Origin of the sequence: Anaerocolumna sedimenticola, from assembly GCF_009931695.1 — a bacterium.
In the GTDB taxonomy this organism is placed as follows: Bacteria; Bacillota; Clostridia; order Lachnospirales; family Lachnospiraceae; genus Anaerocolumna; species Anaerocolumna sedimenticola.
This window is the reverse complement of the sequence record NZ_CP048000.1, coordinates 3121503-3137413: the sequence shown is the minus strand read 5'-3', so window position 1 is coordinate 3137413 and position 15911 is coordinate 3121503. Positions and strand designations below refer to the sequence as shown.

At 37.9% G+C, this 15911-nt stretch carries 12 protein-coding genes; 1 reads left to right on the top strand and 11 read right to left on the bottom strand.

Going from position 1 to position 15911, the window contains the following annotated elements:
• Positions 1–134 precede the first annotated feature (134 nt).
• From Ana3638_RS13880 to Ana3638_RS13870, 3 genes are all read right to left on the bottom strand, one after another.
• Positions 135–965, bottom strand: coding sequence for a carbohydrate ABC transporter permease (locus Ana3638_RS13880; protein ID WP_161838558.1), 831 nt, complete (start codon positions 963–965; stop codon positions 135–137).
• Positions 966–980: 15 nt separating this feature from the next.
• On the bottom strand, positions 981–1895 hold the full coding sequence (locus Ana3638_RS13875; protein ID WP_408609522.1) for a carbohydrate ABC transporter permease: 915 nt from the start codon (positions 1893–1895) through the stop codon (positions 981–983).
• Positions 1896–2023: 128 nt separating this feature from the next.
• Entirely contained in the window at positions 2024–3388 is a 1365-nt protein-coding gene (locus Ana3638_RS13870) for an ABC transporter substrate-binding protein (protein ID WP_161838557.1), read from the bottom strand.
• A 414-nt stretch (positions 3389–3802) separates the two neighbouring features.
• On the opposite strand from Ana3638_RS13870, the gene Ana3638_RS13865 reads away from it, so the two are divergent.
• Positions 3803–4684: an AraC family transcriptional regulator gene (locus tag Ana3638_RS13865; RefSeq protein ID WP_161838556.1), complete on the top strand. Its 882-nt coding sequence runs from the start codon at positions 3803–3805 to the stop codon at positions 4682–4684.
• A 166-nt stretch (positions 4685–4850) separates the two neighbouring features.
• On the opposite strand, the gene Ana3638_RS13860 is transcribed toward Ana3638_RS13865, so the two are convergent.
• From Ana3638_RS13860 to nifD, 8 genes are all read right to left on the bottom strand, one after another.
• Complete coding sequence (locus Ana3638_RS13860) at positions 4851–5711, bottom strand: hypothetical protein (RefSeq protein WP_161838555.1); 861 nt, start codon at positions 5709–5711, stop codon at positions 4851–4853.
• 403 nt (positions 5712–6114) lie between these two features.
• Positions 6115–6921, bottom strand: a complete 807-nt coding sequence (locus tag Ana3638_RS13855) for a beta/alpha barrel domain-containing protein (protein ID WP_161838554.1) — start codon at positions 6919–6921, stop codon at positions 6115–6117.
• Positions 6908–7879 (bottom strand): homocitrate synthase/isopropylmalate synthase family protein, encoded by a 972-nt coding sequence (locus tag Ana3638_RS13850; protein ID WP_161838553.1) that lies wholly within the window; start codon positions 7877–7879, stop codon positions 6908–6910. Before Ana3638_RS13850 ends, Ana3638_RS13855 begins: the two co-directional genes overlap by 14 nt.
• A 100-nt stretch (positions 7880–7979) precedes the next feature.
• Entirely contained in the window at positions 7980–8288 is a 309-nt protein-coding gene (locus Ana3638_RS13845; RefSeq protein WP_161838552.1) for a 2Fe-2S ferredoxin, read from the bottom strand.
• 176 nt (positions 8289–8464) lie between these two features.
• Complete coding sequence (nifB, locus tag Ana3638_RS13840; RefSeq protein WP_161838551.1) at positions 8465–11179, bottom strand: nitrogenase cofactor biosynthesis protein NifB; 2715 nt, start codon at positions 11177–11179, stop codon at positions 8465–8467.
• A 71-nt stretch (positions 11180–11250) separates the two neighbouring features.
• Positions 11251–12594: a nitrogenase iron-molybdenum cofactor biosynthesis protein NifE gene (nifE, locus tag Ana3638_RS13835; RefSeq protein WP_161838550.1), complete on the bottom strand. Its 1344-nt coding sequence runs from the start codon at positions 12592–12594 to the stop codon at positions 11251–11253.
• A gap of 360 nt (positions 12595–12954) precedes the next feature.
• A complete protein-coding gene (locus Ana3638_RS13830) occupies positions 12955–14319 on the bottom strand; it encodes a nitrogenase component 1 (protein WP_161838549.1) in 1365 nt (454 codons plus the stop codon).
• Complete coding sequence (gene nifD / locus Ana3638_RS13825) at positions 14313–15908, bottom strand: nitrogenase molybdenum-iron protein alpha chain (protein WP_202621497.1); 1596 nt, start codon at positions 15906–15908, stop codon at positions 14313–14315. Before nifD ends, Ana3638_RS13830 begins: the two co-directional genes overlap by 7 nt.
• Between the last annotated feature and the right edge of the window lie 3 nt (positions 15909–15911).

Sequence of the window (15911 nt, the reverse complement as noted above, 5' to 3'; positions counted from 1 at the left end):
AGTATCCCGTTTCTTAGCGGTAGGTTTTGGACTTGCTTGTTTCAGTCGGAATACTACTTCTGGCTAAAATGCCTGCGGCAGCAGGTATAAGGATAGAACCGCAGCGCAGCGGACCTAAGTATATCCACTTTGGCTTACAGTTTACCGCCGCTGGTTGCAATTCCTTCAATGAATTGTTTCTGGAAAATAATATAAATAACAATCATCGGGATACAGGCAAGTAAAGATGCGGCCATAAGTTCCGGATAGTTGGCAGAAAATTGACCCTGAAGTTTTGCTAATGCCGCTGATAAAGGCATGGTATTTTGCTCCGTATTTACTACCAAAGGCCACATAAGGTCTTTGTATGCAAAAAGAGCTGTGAAAATTCCAAGAGCAACCATAGCAGATTTCGTCAAGGGAGCCATAACATATAAGAACGTCTGACCGATATTACAACCATCAAGCGTAGCAGCTTCCTCTAAATCCTTGGGAAGGCTCATATATGACTGCCTTAATAGGAATGTACCGAATGCCGTTACCAAACCAGGAAAAATAAGAGCAAAACTAGTATTTAACATTCCCACTTTGCTAACCATTAAGTATTGAGGAATGATAAAAATCTGTCCCGGTACCATCATCTGGAATAATACTAAAGAAAAAGCGATATCTCTTCCTTTAAAGGTAAGACGTCCAAAAGCATACCCTGCCATGGTGGCAGTAAGAACGGCACATACAACACGGCCAACTATTAATATTAAGGTGTTGATATATAATCTTTCGAAATGCATTTTACTTAAAACCGAGGTAAAGGATTCCGTCCTCCAAACGGTAGGAAAAATAATAAACGGATTCATTTGTGTCGATTCGGAAATTGATTTAAATGAAGTTAATATCATCCATAAAAAGGGAACAAGCATGGTAATAGCTCCAATAATCAAAACAATATGAATAATAACATGACTGAATTTTTTTTGTTTTCCCATATCTTCTTCTCCTTTCTAATTGTAGTTAACCCATTTCTTCTGATACTGAACCTGGATTACCGTTATAATCATAATAACAAGCAGTAATAACATTACGATTGCGGAACCGTAACCTTTATTAGATTCAATAAAGGAATACTTATAGAATAAGTACACCAGCGACTGGGTTTTGGGAAACGCCGGATTAGTTCTGTCCATCATCATAAAAATGGAATCAAAAACCTGCATTGCCCCGATAATTCTGGTAATGGTAACAAAGAACATAGTTGGAGAAATTAAAGGCAGGGTTATAGCGAAAAATTGTTTTATTCCGTTAGCACCGTCAATTTCCGATGCTTCATAATAATCCCTGGGAATTTCCTGAAGACCTGCCAGAAAAAGTACCAAATTATAACCGATAACAGACCAAATACCTACTGCTGCAATCGATATAAAAGTAAAATTAGGGCTTGAAATCCAATTAACGGATTTTAACCCAATGGAATTTAACATATGGTTTAACAAACCAAACTCAGAATTATATAGCCATCTCCATACCATAGCTACTGCCGCAGGTGCTGCGACCATAGGCAAAAAATAAATTGTTCTGTAAACCGTACGTCCAAGTATTTTGCGGTTTAATAAAACAGCCAGAACAATGGCAATGGCAATGGAAAAAGGAACCTCTATGATAGCATACTTAAATGTGTTAATAAGTGCCTGCCAGACATTTTCATCTGCAATCATTTTTTTATAATTATCAAAACCTATAAAGATATTCCCTTTACCAAATGCACCGGTTTTAAAAAAACTCTGGTATATGGTTTGAAAAATAGGAATAATATTTAATACAACCAAGCCGATCATAGTAGGCAGAATAAATAACCAACCCCAGAAAAATTCATTTCTTTTCTGTTTTATCCCTTTTGATTTTACTTTTCCTGACACAATATCATCTCCTTATATAATTTCTCTTTGAGAAGAATGGCAGACTTCACCCATTGCTACCTGGACGATGCCTGCCACAATTGTTCTTCTTTTATTCTATATTAGCCCCGAAACAGTATCAGGAACTTTTTCTACTGTTCTTCTGCTAAAGTTGCATTCATTTCTGTAGTGATGTCTTTACATACATCTTCTACGCTCTTTTTACCTGTCCAAGCATCTACTAATTTTTCACTAATCATATTTTCCCAAGTTACTGTTGTTTTAGAATATGGTCTGATTACTAAGTCACCCATCATATCCAGGTATGCCTGAGTATTGAAATCAGGATAAGCTTTGGTCCAGTTTGATACAGTTCCTTCATAAGCTGAAATAACGATACCTAAGTCAGATTGTTTTTGCTGAGCTTCCTGTGATCCCATATATTCGATAAGAGACCATGCCTGATCCGGTTTATCTGTGTTAGCTGCTGCTGCCCAACCAAGACCATTATAGATAGATGCTCTTCTTCCGGTAGCTGCATCTTTAGGAAGTACTGCCACATCACAGTTTGCTTTTACATAGTCATTATTGCAAAGATCTGCAAGCATCCAGGAACCCTGTGTGATCATAGCTACTTTACCTGCTTCAAATAAAGCATTTGCATCATTTTCTGCAATTGTTTCATATGGCGGTGTTAAACCTTCTTTTACTAAACCGGATGCAAAATCAAGTGCTTTAATGGTGCCCGGCTGATCAAATCCGGATGATTTTTTATCATCAGATATAACGGTTCCACCCATATCATAAACCATATTATACCATCCGTCTTGGTTATTGCCTGGTTTAAGTGTATATCCGTATTGACTTCCGTCCGGTTTCGTTAACTTCTTGCAAGCTTCTTTAAAATCATCCCAGGTCCAGGAATCATCCGGATAAGCAAGACCAGCTTCATCAAACATAGTTTTGTTATACCATAATGCTATTGTATCGATATCTTTTGGCATAGCGTATTGCTTTTCTCCCTGCCATTTATAGATATTTACGATGTCCTCAGGGAATTTAGACATATCTACTACATCACTTTTAGCAATTCTGTCAGTTAAATCAAGCAACATTTCATATTCGGAATATTTTGCAATTTCATTGGAGTGCATCCAGAATACATCCGGTAACGTTCCGCCTGTTGCGCCTGCTTCCAACATGGTCCAGTATTGATCCCATGGAGTAACCTGAATTTCTACCTTAGTACCGGTCTTAGCAGTAAAATCATCCATAATTTTTCTTAATCCCGGTTCCTGGTTAGTATCCCAAATTGCTACGGTTAACGTATCACCGGAAACCTCCGCTCCAGCATCTGCAGTACCCTCTGCAGCCGGAGTTGCTTCTTCTCCTGATGATTCAGTTACCGTACTGGCAGTATCTGTTGAACCGCCGCTTTGTTTGTTGTTACCGCATGCTGATAAAGACATTACCATAATTGTTGCCATTGTTAAAGCCAATAACTTCTTAAGTTTCATAATTTTCCTCCTCGTCTTTATAATGCCTTGTGTTCTACCGAATCTATAATTCAGATTCAATGTAGATATAATTATATAGTCATATTAACAATTAGGAAATGGATTTATGTTATATAAACATGTCATTATGTTGCTTATACATATATTTTCACTCTTATACTTATGCATTTTAACCATTATGACAATGCCAGCTAATTAATTCTTAAAAACCAGCTAATTTCCTTTGTTATTATTATCCCTAATTTATAATTAATAGATACATTGTTAGTAAAATATGTCCATAAACAAAAAATATTGCGTTATTATTCTGGAACTTTGATTGAATTAAATTTAATTATCTGTTAAAATTATAATAATTTATATCAATCATTTTTACTAATTAACTATATAAACTAGAAGTAGAAAGGGGGTTTTATGGAAAAACCCACAACCTATAATACAACAGTCGGATTTCGTTGTCTTAGAAATATTAAAAAACAGACGAATGATTTGTACCTGGTGCATTGCGGCCAGCAGCAATGTCCGCCCGGATACACCTATAATCATAAGATACCTAATGAATATCATCTACATTTTGTATTAAACGGCAAGGGTTCTTTAATTATAGATGGTAAACATTATCATGTAAAGAAGGAAAATATTTTTTTAATTCCTAAAGATGTTTCAATTCAATACAATGCTGATATGGAGGAGCCTTGGGAATATATATGGGTCACTTTTGACGGTGATAAAGCAACCGATTATCTAACTTATGCGGGTCTTTCTGCGGATAATCCGGTAGCCGTATCCGCTATCCCCATTGCAACCTATCTGCCCATGGTTAAAAAGATGTTAGATACCAATATCCTGACATTAGCAAATGAGATAAGGCGAGTTGGATATTTATTTGATTTGTTATCTACATTAATTGACGCACAAAGTTCAACCAGAAGCAAAGATAAACGATATGATTATTCCAGTGAAACCTATGTGGAACATGCTCTTCAATATATATCCTTAAACTATGGACATATAAAAGTATGTGATATAGCAAATTATATCGGTATTAACCGTTCTTACCTTACTTCCATATTTAAAAAAGAACTCCAGGTATCTCCTCAGGAATACCTGGTTAATTACCGGTTACGCAAAGCAGCCGAACTAATAACAACTACTAACCTTTCCATACAGGATATTTCAATTAAGGCCGGTTATGATAATCCGTTTAATTTTTCAAAAATGTTTAAAAATACTTACGGAGTCAGCCCTAAGACTTACCGTATGGAGAATTCTAAACTAACGGAACCGGTCGATTAATTGGACAGGCTGCATGAAAAACAGGCTGTTGCACAATCATTACTACTTGACCTGCAGCCCTGCAGATAACAAGTTGGATTTTGCAACAGCCTGATCTAATTTTTGCTTATAAATAAGCTCTTATTTGAATTTTCCTCATATGTCTTTGATTATTTTTGTTACATTCTTATCTTGATGTTTTCTTTTTCTGAGAAAAGATTACCACGCCGCCAAGTAAGGCTGCAACTCCGGCTATCCCTACAATTGGTAAGAAATTATTTTCTTTGGCAGCTGCTTCCTCAACAGGCGTTTTATCTGCTACACTGACAACTTCAATATTACCCTCTTCTGCTATTTCCTTACCATCCTGCGCTGCTGTGGCAGTCATCACATCATCTGTTGCAAGTCCTGAAGTTGCCATTAATTCCGGTTCTTTACCCAGGACAACTTTTACCATATCTTCACCGGTTAAACTATAAATAAACTTAGCATTATCTTCATTATATGGACGAATTCCAACTTCTATATATCCGTCGAGAGGAGTAGTATACATAATTGAAATTCCCTTAGTTTCTAACTCAGAGGCCTTATCTTCAAATAAGGCTTTATTAACTTCATCCTGTCTGGTAACCAGGCTGTTATCTATCATCTCTGATGATACCGCGGTATCCGGAGCTGCTGCCTCGCCGGTTGCATATAATACGGCTTCTTCCCCTTTCACAACTTTCACCTTTTCGCTGCCAAAGATGTCATACAGATAATCTGCATTTTTCTCACTATAAGGATTAATACCAATCTCCACATAATTATCTACCGGCCCGGTATGGGTTACGGTAAATCCCAATTTTTCTATTTCTTCAAAATGATCAACAAACACATATTGATCTATTTTACTCTGTAATTTTAATAATTCACTGTCAATCCCGGTATCCTGTGCTGTTACTTCTGCTGCTTTACTGTCAATGGTTTCTGCAAATGCCACACCCGTTGACAATGCCGATACACACAAACCTAACATAATAGCTTTCATAAATTTAGTTTTAATCATAAATAATACCTCATCTTTCTTAAAATTTTCCGTCTATTTCGTTTCTTTAATAGTTATCATTAAATTAATAATTTATTAGGTTATAAATTCATAATTTATTAAGTAACATATATTAATTTTTATACAAACTCTATTTTCTCTGATAATCTCTTTGGTACCGAAAGAGATTATCTAGTGCCTCCTTTCTTAAGCCTTTACATTGATTAGACGAGAGTATTTATTTTATGGTTCCAAAATTTTTTGAAATATGAAAAACTTTTTATTATAATAGTGCATCCCAGGACAGGATATAAAAAATGCACATAAATCTCCATGATTTTTGTGCATTTTTTTATTCTTCTGCTATTTGTCTTATATTTTAAGGAATGCTTACTTTTAAATTTATTCCAATTTAAACTTTAAATTACATCGCTCCTTTTAATTCCTCGTAACTTTCTTCTTCTATTTTTCTAATCTGTCTTTTATTCATTGCAAAATTAAAAATAGATTCACTAGCATGGACAAAATCATAAAAATTACAATTTCCTGTTCTTTCTCCGATACCAAATAAAGTACAGTCAACATATGCCGCCCCGGCTTTAGCTCCGATTATGGAATTTGCTACAGCCATCCCCAAATCATTGTGTACATGCATCTCTATCTCAACATCCGAATGTTCTTTAATAGTTTTAACTATTTCTTTCGTACGGCTTGGAGTTAATATCCCAACGGTATCTGCAATTCTTATAGTATTTACCCCTGCTTTTTTCAACTCCTTAATTAAGCTTAATATAAATCCTATATCTGATCTTGAGGCATCCTCTAATCCAACTGTTACATCCACACCATTTCTTTTTGCAATATCCACACATTCTAAAATATTCTTTTGAACCCATGCTTTATTTTTCTTTAATTTGCTGTAAATCTGGATATAAGAAACCGGAGTTCCTATGTGGACAATATGAGGTTTACACCCTATGGAATATTTTATATCATTTACGTTCATCCTGCTCCAGACCGATATTTTGGCGTGTTTGGTATTTTCGATAATTTCACTGATTCCGTCTGCTTCTGCAGTACTAAGGCAGGGAACCCCTGCTTCTATTTCATAAACTCCTATTTCATCCAATAATTTAGCTATTTTCACCTTATCTCTGGTATTAAGAGCAATTCCGGGACTCTGCTCCCCATCTCTTAAGGTTGTATCCACAATATATTTATTTTCTTTCATAGGCAATCACCTCAATAGCCAATCTTTTAAACTTTTCATCACTTAAACTGCTTCTGGTATCAGTACATACTTGCTTAACTAAATTCAGGATTTTTTCAACTGTTTTCTCCTCCGGAATTGCTAAATTCATTTCTTCCATTTTTAATTTAATAGCTTTCATGCCGGAATGTTTTCCTATGACGATTTCTGACTTTCCGCCGACACATTCCGGTTCATAAGCTTCATACGTAGCCGGGTTTTTCCTGATTCCATCGGCATGGATACCTGCCTCTACTTTAAAAATATTCCTCCCTATAACCGGTTTCTTGTTGCTTATTCTGGTATCTGAAATCTTTTCAAAAAGCGCAGCAAGCAGTGGCAATACCGTCAAATCACGGTTCGGTTTATGTCTGACACTTAAGCGTAATGCCAGTATTACTTCTTCTGTAGCTGCATTATTTCGTGAGCCGGCAAAGCTGGTTGTAACATCATTCCCATAATTCAATAACCATTGAACCGCAATAGCACTTGCACAGCTGTAAGTATTTTCAGGACAAAAATTTATCTTACTGTTTGGAAGAACCCGTTTTATTTCATTCATTGTTTTATCATAGGATCCGCACATTAAATCATCCAGACCGATAATACGTACTTCCTTACAGTAATTCAGTGCTCTTAGCTTAACTATTTCCCTTACATCATTTATTTGTATATCACGGATCAACTTTTCCGAATACTCCTCCTGATGACAGGTATAACGGCTAAAACCCGGATATTTCATCATCTCGTCAGCATAATCAATGTGTAATACATAATTACCCTCCCCAGGTAATGTCTCCATTTTTTTTAATGCTGCTACGGATAATTCAATTAAATCCACACCAATTGCCACTAATAGATTACAAAATAAATGTAAATCCTCTTTTGATGGCAGTCGTCCATCAAATCCGGTTAAAGTATTATCAATCATTCGAATCATACTGCCATCTCCCGCCACCTAACGAAGTTATACAGTTCTCTGTTATACTTAATTCTTATGACTTTTAAGTTACGACGGTTCTAAAGAACAACGCATAGCTTTATATCATTAACTCTTTTACGGGTTTTCCGCCTTCCATATGCTGCTCCATGATGGTTTCCACATCCTCTTCCGTCAGGTTGCCATACCAGACGCCCTCCGGATAAACCACTGCAATCGGACCTTTATCACAGATACCAAAACATCCGGTATTGGTTATCATCACTTCACTGGATAAATCCCTGTCATTCACTTCCTCCATAAATTTTTGAACAATATTCACCGAATCCTTTGAATAACAAAAACCTTTCTGGACACCGTTAATTCGGCAGCTGGTACAAATAAATATATGATACTTTGGGCTAATCATAATAAACTCCTCTCCTTCTTACTATTTTTAGGTAATGGCTAAACTATATAGTTTTTCGAATATACCATACATGATACGTATTTCATAACTTCAGTTGCCTTCAGGGCAATATTCAGCTCTGAAATTGTATTAATATACGGTATATAGATACAATATTGGAGTTTCGCAAAAATCCTCTAACCTAATTCAGCAGCAGCTTTTTTAACAGAATCCTCAATTCTGTCATAGGTAGCAAAAACCTGTATTCCCCTTTGGTTTAATATCATTTTTGGGGATTCCCCTATACGCATTGCGATAACCGCATCACAATCTGCAATAGTGTTTATAATGGATTCCATTTTGTCCTCCTTATCACCGCATTCTTTCTTACCGTTACAATATTTTTCTATATTTCTTCTCTCTTTAAATACTGCATTTCCATGGCTGTATTCATAAACATAAAATTCCGAAACCTGACCAAAATGCTGGTCTACCAGCATTCCGTTTTTTGATGCAACTGCAACCTGAAAGGTTTTTTCTTCCTTTTCTTTTAATTGTGTGATTGATAAAGAAGTTTTAATTTCAGTCTTAGCAATAGTATCAGCTGCCTTATGACAGGAATTAAATTCGATGGACCTGTCACTGCCTAATATACCAATCGCATCCGCCCGGCACTGTCTGCAGTGATACATCTGCTGCATAGTTTCCCCGCAGAGCTTACGCATTGCCATAATTTCCTGGTTATTTACCAGTGGCAGCTCTTCAAAAACACTTCCCTTTACCGGAATCAATTGCATGATATTGGTTATGGTTCCGCCGATTTCTTTCACTTTCTTCACTACTTCAGGTATATGGTTTTCATTAATGCCTTTCAGCATAACGATATTAACCTTGCAGATAATCCCCCTTGATGTAAGCATTTTAATGCCGGCTAATTGGTTTGACATTAAAATGGCAGCGGCAGTTTCACCATAATAAGATACTCCCATATAATGCACGTACTTATATATCTTTCCGCCGATTTTAGGATCTACGGCATTCATCGTTACCGTAACATGTGTTACGCCTAAATCAATCAGATCATTGGCATATTGAGGAAGCATAAGTCCGTTGGTTGATAAGCAGAATGTGACCTCCTTATCCTGTTCGCGGATCAGTTCCAGGGTTTTTTTCGTTTCTTCAAAATTAGCTAAAACATCCCCAGGACCTGCAATTCCCACCACAGATAGATTGGGAACTTTCTTTTTGACCTCCATATATTTATGAAATGCTTCCGTTGGAGTCAGCACTTCTGTGGTTACCCCAGGCCTGCTTTCATTAGGGCAATCATATTTTCTTACGCAATAATTACAGCTGATATTACATTTTGGAGCAATTGGCAGATGCATTCTGGCATAGTCGTGAGCACCGCAATTATAACAGGGATGTGTCGCAGTTTTTTCTTCGATTGTTTTATATTTCACTGCTGAGTCTTTCTTATGTATAGTGAGTTCTGTTATGTTTTCTTTCATCTGCTGTTTCACATCCTCCAGCTTTTTCTCTTTATAATACCGGTTATAAAGTTTTTCTCTGAATGTTGTTTCTTTTCTTGATAATATGACATTGGATATGTCGTCTAAAAAGCTTAAGGCACCCTCATAACCTAAAGTACGCAGCCGCTGTCCCCCAACCCGGTCGTGAACCGGAAAACTTCGTCTAACCAAATCAATACCTAATTTCTCAGCAACTCTTCGTCCGTCCGAATTGCCGATTAAAACATTCACATCCAATTCCCTGGCATATTCTTCAATGGTCTGAAAATCCACGTCATCCAGAATTATATATTCTTTAATAAAGTAGCTGTCAGCTATTTCTTTTATTTCTATTTCCAGCATTTTTTTCAGAGCAGCGCACTTGGAACCGGTAGCAACAAGAAGCGGCATAATTCCGTTCTCCACACATAAACGAACTGTACTATATACGAAATCCGGTTCACCGTAGATAGCCGCCCTGGCTTCACCGTTATACTTATGAGCGTCTATCATGGCATCCAGGAAACGCCCTCTTTGTATTAAAAGTTTTTCTGGAGTTTTCTTACCTGAGATTTCAGATAAGATACGCAATAATTCATCATTATCCCGTAAGCTGACCGGTAAATTCAGCTTTTTATATGGCACCCCATAGGTTTCATTCAGATATTCCGCTGCGGATGGATTATCACTCGTAAAAGCCGACAATTCTAATGTAAACTGCGCACCTGCCATTTTTCTGATATCAGCTATATCAGTCCCATGGGACGGTAGTTTTTCATACTGCGGTTTGTAGATTCCGTCCAGATTCTCGGATAAATCCGGCAACAATATATAATCAATGGAATAGCTTTCCAGTAATTCTTTTACATATCTGGTATCTGCAGGAGATAGGGTACTGGTAATTATATTGATTTTATTATTTTTAGCAGTGTCCATCTCTGTATTTTTTACGATTTGAAATAATGCTTTCATATAACCCTCAAATTGCGTGCCTGCATATCCGGCTGACGGTACAGGGATAATCTTGATATTTTTGTATTGCGGATTTTCGCTATAAAATTTCTCTATAATACGAACAACATCTTCCCCGATCGTCTCAGCAAGGCAGGTAGTCATAACTGCAATGACTTCCGGTTCATAAACCGCGATTACATTCTTGATACCTTTTATTAAATTCTCCTCACCGCCGTATACCGTTCCTTCTTCCGTAAGGGAAGAAGAGGCGATATCTACAGGTTCATTATAATGGGTGGCCATATGCCGTCTGATATAGGTGCTGCAGCCTTGGGAGCCGTGAAGAATGGACATACATTTCTTAATACCATAAAATGCCGTCACTGCACCCATGGGCATACACATCTTACAAGGATTTACGTTTAAATTAACTAATGTCCCTCTCATACCAACCTCTTTTCCGCATAATCAAAGATCCTGACTCTGCTTAAACTAAAAAGAACCGATGTAATGTACTCTCACAAAACTTCTTGTAAATATTTCCATACCGGATTATTTATACTCATATTAATTTCTTTGGTAAAATTAATAACACCGTCAAAGCCGCATAAAGGATGCTTTCTTTCATGATTATGGTCGCAAAAGGCAATTCCAAGCTTGTAAGCTAACGGCCTTTCCTTTACTCCTCCGACTAAAATATCGGCACCTTTTTCTTTCATGAATTTTTCTAATTCCGCCGGATTGGTATCATCCAAAATCACAGTGTCTTTATTTACCAGACTTTCTATCACTTCATAATCATCTTTTTTACCGGTTTGGGTCCCTACCACAACCGTCTCCAACCCCAATGACTTAAACTGACGAATCAGGGAAATTGCTTTAAATCCACCGCCTACATAGATAGCTGCTTTTTTGCCCTCCAGATTTCTGCGGTATTTGGATAAAAAGTCTTCCAGTTTTTTGGTCTCAGTTTCGGTAAATTGAATGGCTTTTCGCCTTGCTTCCTCATCCTTTAATGCTTCGGCTATTCGAATCAACGAACTTGTGGTATCCTCAATTCCAAAAAAGCTGACTTTAATATATGGAATTCCCATCTCTTCTTCCATCCGGTTAGCCAGATAGGTACTGGAGCCTGCACACTGGACGATATTTAATTCTGCATTGGGTGATTTCATCAAAGATTCATAACAGGAATCACCGGTAAAGGCAGCGACCACCGGAATCCCTATCTTCTTAAGATAATCCTTAATAATCCACATTTCCCCTGCCAGATTAAAATCCCCCAGTATATTAACTCCTTTTTTCTCTGCCGGCTTCTGTTTTGAAATTAAATCCATAATAGCGTTACAGGCCATCTTATATCCAACAGATTTATTTCCGGAAAATCCGGGGGATTTAACGGGTATGACTGACATATTATATTTGTTTGACATCATCTTACAGACAGCTTCCACATCATCACCAATTACCCCGACAATACAGGTTGCATATACAAAAATTAATTTCGGATGGTATTTTTCGGCGATTTCTTCAATCGCAGCTGTTAATTTTTTTTCTCCCCCGAATATGATATCCTGTTCCCTTAAGTCAGTGGAAAAACTGTTCCGGTATAAATCCTCCCCGCTGGATAAACTCCCCCTGATATCCCAGGTGTAACTGGCACATCCGATCGGACCATGCACAATATGAAATGCATCTGTGATAGGATTCAGCACTACCCTGGCTCCGCAATAGACGCAAGCTCTTTGACTGACCGAACCGGATACACTGTTTGCATCACATTTCATTCCATTGCCGTTACACCCGTCCTGCTTATACAGAATAAAATCTTTTCTCTCGTCAAGTACACTTGTTTTTTCCATAGGATACATTTCCTTTCATAATATATTGAGTCAAAGCGGATATTTGCTGGTCCGATACGCTGCGACTCTATCTTTTTAACTCTACGAAGGTATTTCAGACGGAGTCCACCTCCGAAGAAATAAGTAAGTCCCGATCCCATTGGTTTTGTTTACGCTTTGTAAGCGGGGACTTAACTTAAGATTAAAACACATAATTCCCGCAAAATGACTTATTTGTCTTCCTGCGAGAATTATATAGAAATACCCATATTTTTTATTAAACTCCATACCTAAGTCTATTCAGAGTAGATTTAGTGAATAAGTTTACTCTAGTAATTTAAAATTCAATTGGATTTTAACATTCAAATCTTACCGGTTCTTTTACATGACCATTTCAAAATCTTCTTCCGTACTATCCCTATCCTGTCTGTCCATCAAGGCATTGGTAATTAATTCTGCTAATCTCATACCGCCTTTATAACCTACTAAGGGCATATAAGAATGGATATAACGGTCAATAATTGGGAAGCCGGCTCTGACAAACGGAATGTCCTCTGCCCTGGCAATGTATTTACCGTGGGTACCGCCAATTAGTAAATCTACTCTTTCTTCTTTCATCCATTGATGCAGTTCATATAAATCTCCTGCGGCTTTTGCTTTGCAGCCCGACAAACCGAATTTAGTAAATAACTCTTCCGCCGCTGTTTCAAAAGCCTCACCCGGAGTTCCTGTTACCAGATATTTCGGTATCATTCCCATTTCCATTGCAAATTCCGCGATACCAAGTACCGTATCCGGGTCACCAAAGATAGCTGCTTTCTTGTTGTAAGTATAGGGATGGATATCAATTAAAATATCTACTAATTGTCCACGTTCCTCTTCAATGGAATAAGGTACTTCGTCTTTGGTAAAACTCTGCAGTTCCATGATAAATTTATCCGTATTACCGATTCCGATAGGCATTGGCAGTGTTTTATAAGGAACTTTGCATTTCTTTTCCAGCGCTTCCGCACCGGCCTCGCTGGCAAATTTACCGATTGCCAAGGTAAGTTTTGAATCTCCAAGTCCAATGATTTCTTCTACGGTAGTACCGCCTTGGGGATACATCTCAAATTTACCGGTCATGGGGCTATCCATAACACCGCTGGTGTCAGGAAGCATGGTATAAGAAATTCCCATTGCTTTCGTAAGACGTTTCATTTCCCTCATATCACCTGGGTTAACAAATCCCGGAATCATAGCTAATTTACCGTTTTTTGCTCCTGAGGATACGGACAGGTAATTTATAAAACTTGCAACCATATTGGAAAAACCGGTAACATGAGACCCTTTGTAACTTGGGGTATTGGTGTGCACCATATATTTGCCGTCAGGGATATCGATTCCCTGAATGAGAGCATTTAAGTCATCACCGATGGTTTCTGACAAGCATGTGGTATGCACTGCGATAATTTTAGGATTATAAATATCAAAAATATTTTTTGCAGCTGTTTTTAAATTACTTCCTCCGCCGAATACGGATGCACCCTCCGTGAAAGAACTGGAGGAAGCCATAGCCGGATCTTTAAAATGCCTGGTCAAAAACATTCTGTGGAATGCGCAGCAGCCTTGTGAACCGTGGCTGTGAGGCATACATTCATGTACTCCCAATGCAGCATACATTGCACCTACCGGCTGACAGGTCTTGGCAGGATTAACTCTTAGTGCACTTCTGTCATATTGTTCTTTCTTTGTATAATCTAGCATGCTTTACCGCCTCCTATCGTTCCCTCAAGGATTGGAGCTGATTTCCAGGGTGTTTTTACATAACTCCAAGCCGGGGTATAAATGCCCATGGTGATGTCTCTTGCAAAATTAACGGCTCCTCGAAAGCACGAATACGGTCCGCTGTAATCATAGGAATGGAGCTGTCTGGATAAGGTACCGCCTTTTTGTGCAACAAATTTATCCTTAATACCGGAGAAGAAAATATCCGGCTTTAATAGTTTTAAAAACTCCTCCGTTTCAAAATGGTTTAAATCATCAACCATATAAGTTCCGTCATTCATGTCCTTTACCATACCACCGTAATAATCAAGGAGCTTTTCTTCTTTTAGACGGTTTATATCCTCCTCTGATAAGTAAACATGGTATTTTTCAGGGTCTGGCTGTACGGTAATGGATTCAATATTTTTACTGTCTGCATCGGGTTTTACAAATGGAATGACTTCTCTTCCCTCATATTCTTCTCGGTGACCGAATTCATAGCCTGCAAGTATGGTATGCACTCCAAGATCATCTAAAAGGAATTGGTAATGATGCGCTCTGGAACCGCCGACATAAATAGCCGCCGTTTTACCCTTTAATTTGGATTTATAATATGCCATGTCTTCTTCAATTAAATCCAATTCATCTGCGATAACAGCTTCCGTTCTGGCCATAAGTTCAGGATCATTAAAATATCTGGCTATATTCTTAAGGGTTTCTATGGTTCCCTCCACTCCGATAAAGTTTACTTTCATCCAGGGAATTCCATACTTTGTCTCAATTAATTCAGCGATATAGTTGATGGACCTGTGGCACTGCACCAGGCTTAAGTTTGCTTTATGTGCATTTTTTAAATCATCCATACTGCTGTCACCGGTAAAAGTTGATACCACTTCATAACCGATGCGCTTTAATAACCGTTCGGTTTCCCAGCCGTCACCGCCGATATTATATTCACCTAAGATATTAACGGCAAATTTTGTTTTGATTTCCCGATCGCCTTCCCCAATGACATATCTGACTAACTGGTTGTTGGCAATATGATGTCCTGCCGACTGGCTGACCCCTTTATATCCCTCACAGCTGAAAGCAATACATTTGATTTTGTATTCCTGTTCCGCCCATTTTGCTACCGCATGGATGTCATCACCGATAAGGCCGACAGGACAGGTGGAACAGATCATGATAGTGGAGGGATGAAATAAATCCATTGCTTCCTCAATGGCCTTTTTTAACTTCTTTTCACCGCCGAATACGATGTCTGCTTCCTGCATATCCGTGGAAAAGCAATAATGCAGGTAATTATCAACTCCATCTTCTTTCTTGGCTTTATGTCTTCTGGTACCCCAGGAATAAAATGCACAGCCAATGGGACCGTGTGTTATGATAAATGCATCTTTAATCGGTCCGAGAACAACACCCTTACAGCCTGCATAACAGCATCCTCTCTGTGTTATGATACCGGGTATGGTACGGACATTCGCTGCAATTTCATTTTTTTCATTCCGGTTAACGGTAACCATATGCTCTTTTCGATTTTTATATACTCTTGAGTTGTACTGGTCAAGTACCTTTTCCATTACGCTCATATT

Bases quoted from the DNA above. Each gene is read 5' to 3' on its own strand.
- Ana3638_RS13860 (WP_161838555.1), bottom strand. From the start codon at position 5,711: ATGATTAAAACTAAATTTATGAAAGCTATTATGTTAGGTTTGTGTGTA.
- Ana3638_RS13845 (WP_161838552.1), bottom strand. From the start codon at position 8,288: ATGATTAGCCCAAAGTATCATATATTTATTTGTACCAGCTGCCGAATT.
- Ana3638_RS13855 (WP_161838554.1), bottom strand. From the start codon at position 6,921: ATGAAAGAAAATAAATATATTGTGGATACAACCTTAAGAGATGGGGAG.
- nifB (WP_161838551.1), bottom strand. From the start codon at position 11,179: ATGAGAGGGACATTAGTTAATTTAAACGTAAATCCTTGTAAGATGTGT.
- Ana3638_RS13865 (WP_161838556.1), top strand. From the start codon at position 3,803: ATGGAAAAACCCACAACCTATAATACAACAGTCGGATTTCGTTGTCTT.
- Ana3638_RS13870 (WP_161838557.1), bottom strand. From the start codon at position 3,388: ATGAAACTTAAGAAGTTATTGGCTTTAACAATGGCAACAATTATGGTA.
- nifE (WP_161838550.1), bottom strand. From the start codon at position 12,594: ATGGAAAAAACAAGTGTACTTGACGAGAGAAAAGATTTTATTCTGTAT.
- nifD (WP_202621497.1), bottom strand. From the start codon at position 15,908: ATGAGCGTAATGGAAAAGGTACTTGACCAGTACAACTCAAGAGTATAT.
- Ana3638_RS13830 (WP_161838549.1), bottom strand. From the start codon at position 14,319: ATGCTAGATTATACAAAGAAAGAACAATATGACAGAAGTGCACTAAGA.
- Ana3638_RS13850 (WP_161838553.1), bottom strand. From the start codon at position 7,879: ATGATTCGAATGATTGATAATACTTTAACCGGATTTGATGGACGACTG.
- Ana3638_RS13880 (WP_161838558.1), bottom strand. From the start codon at position 965: ATGGGAAAACAAAAAAAATTCAGTCATGTTATTATTCATATTGTTTTG.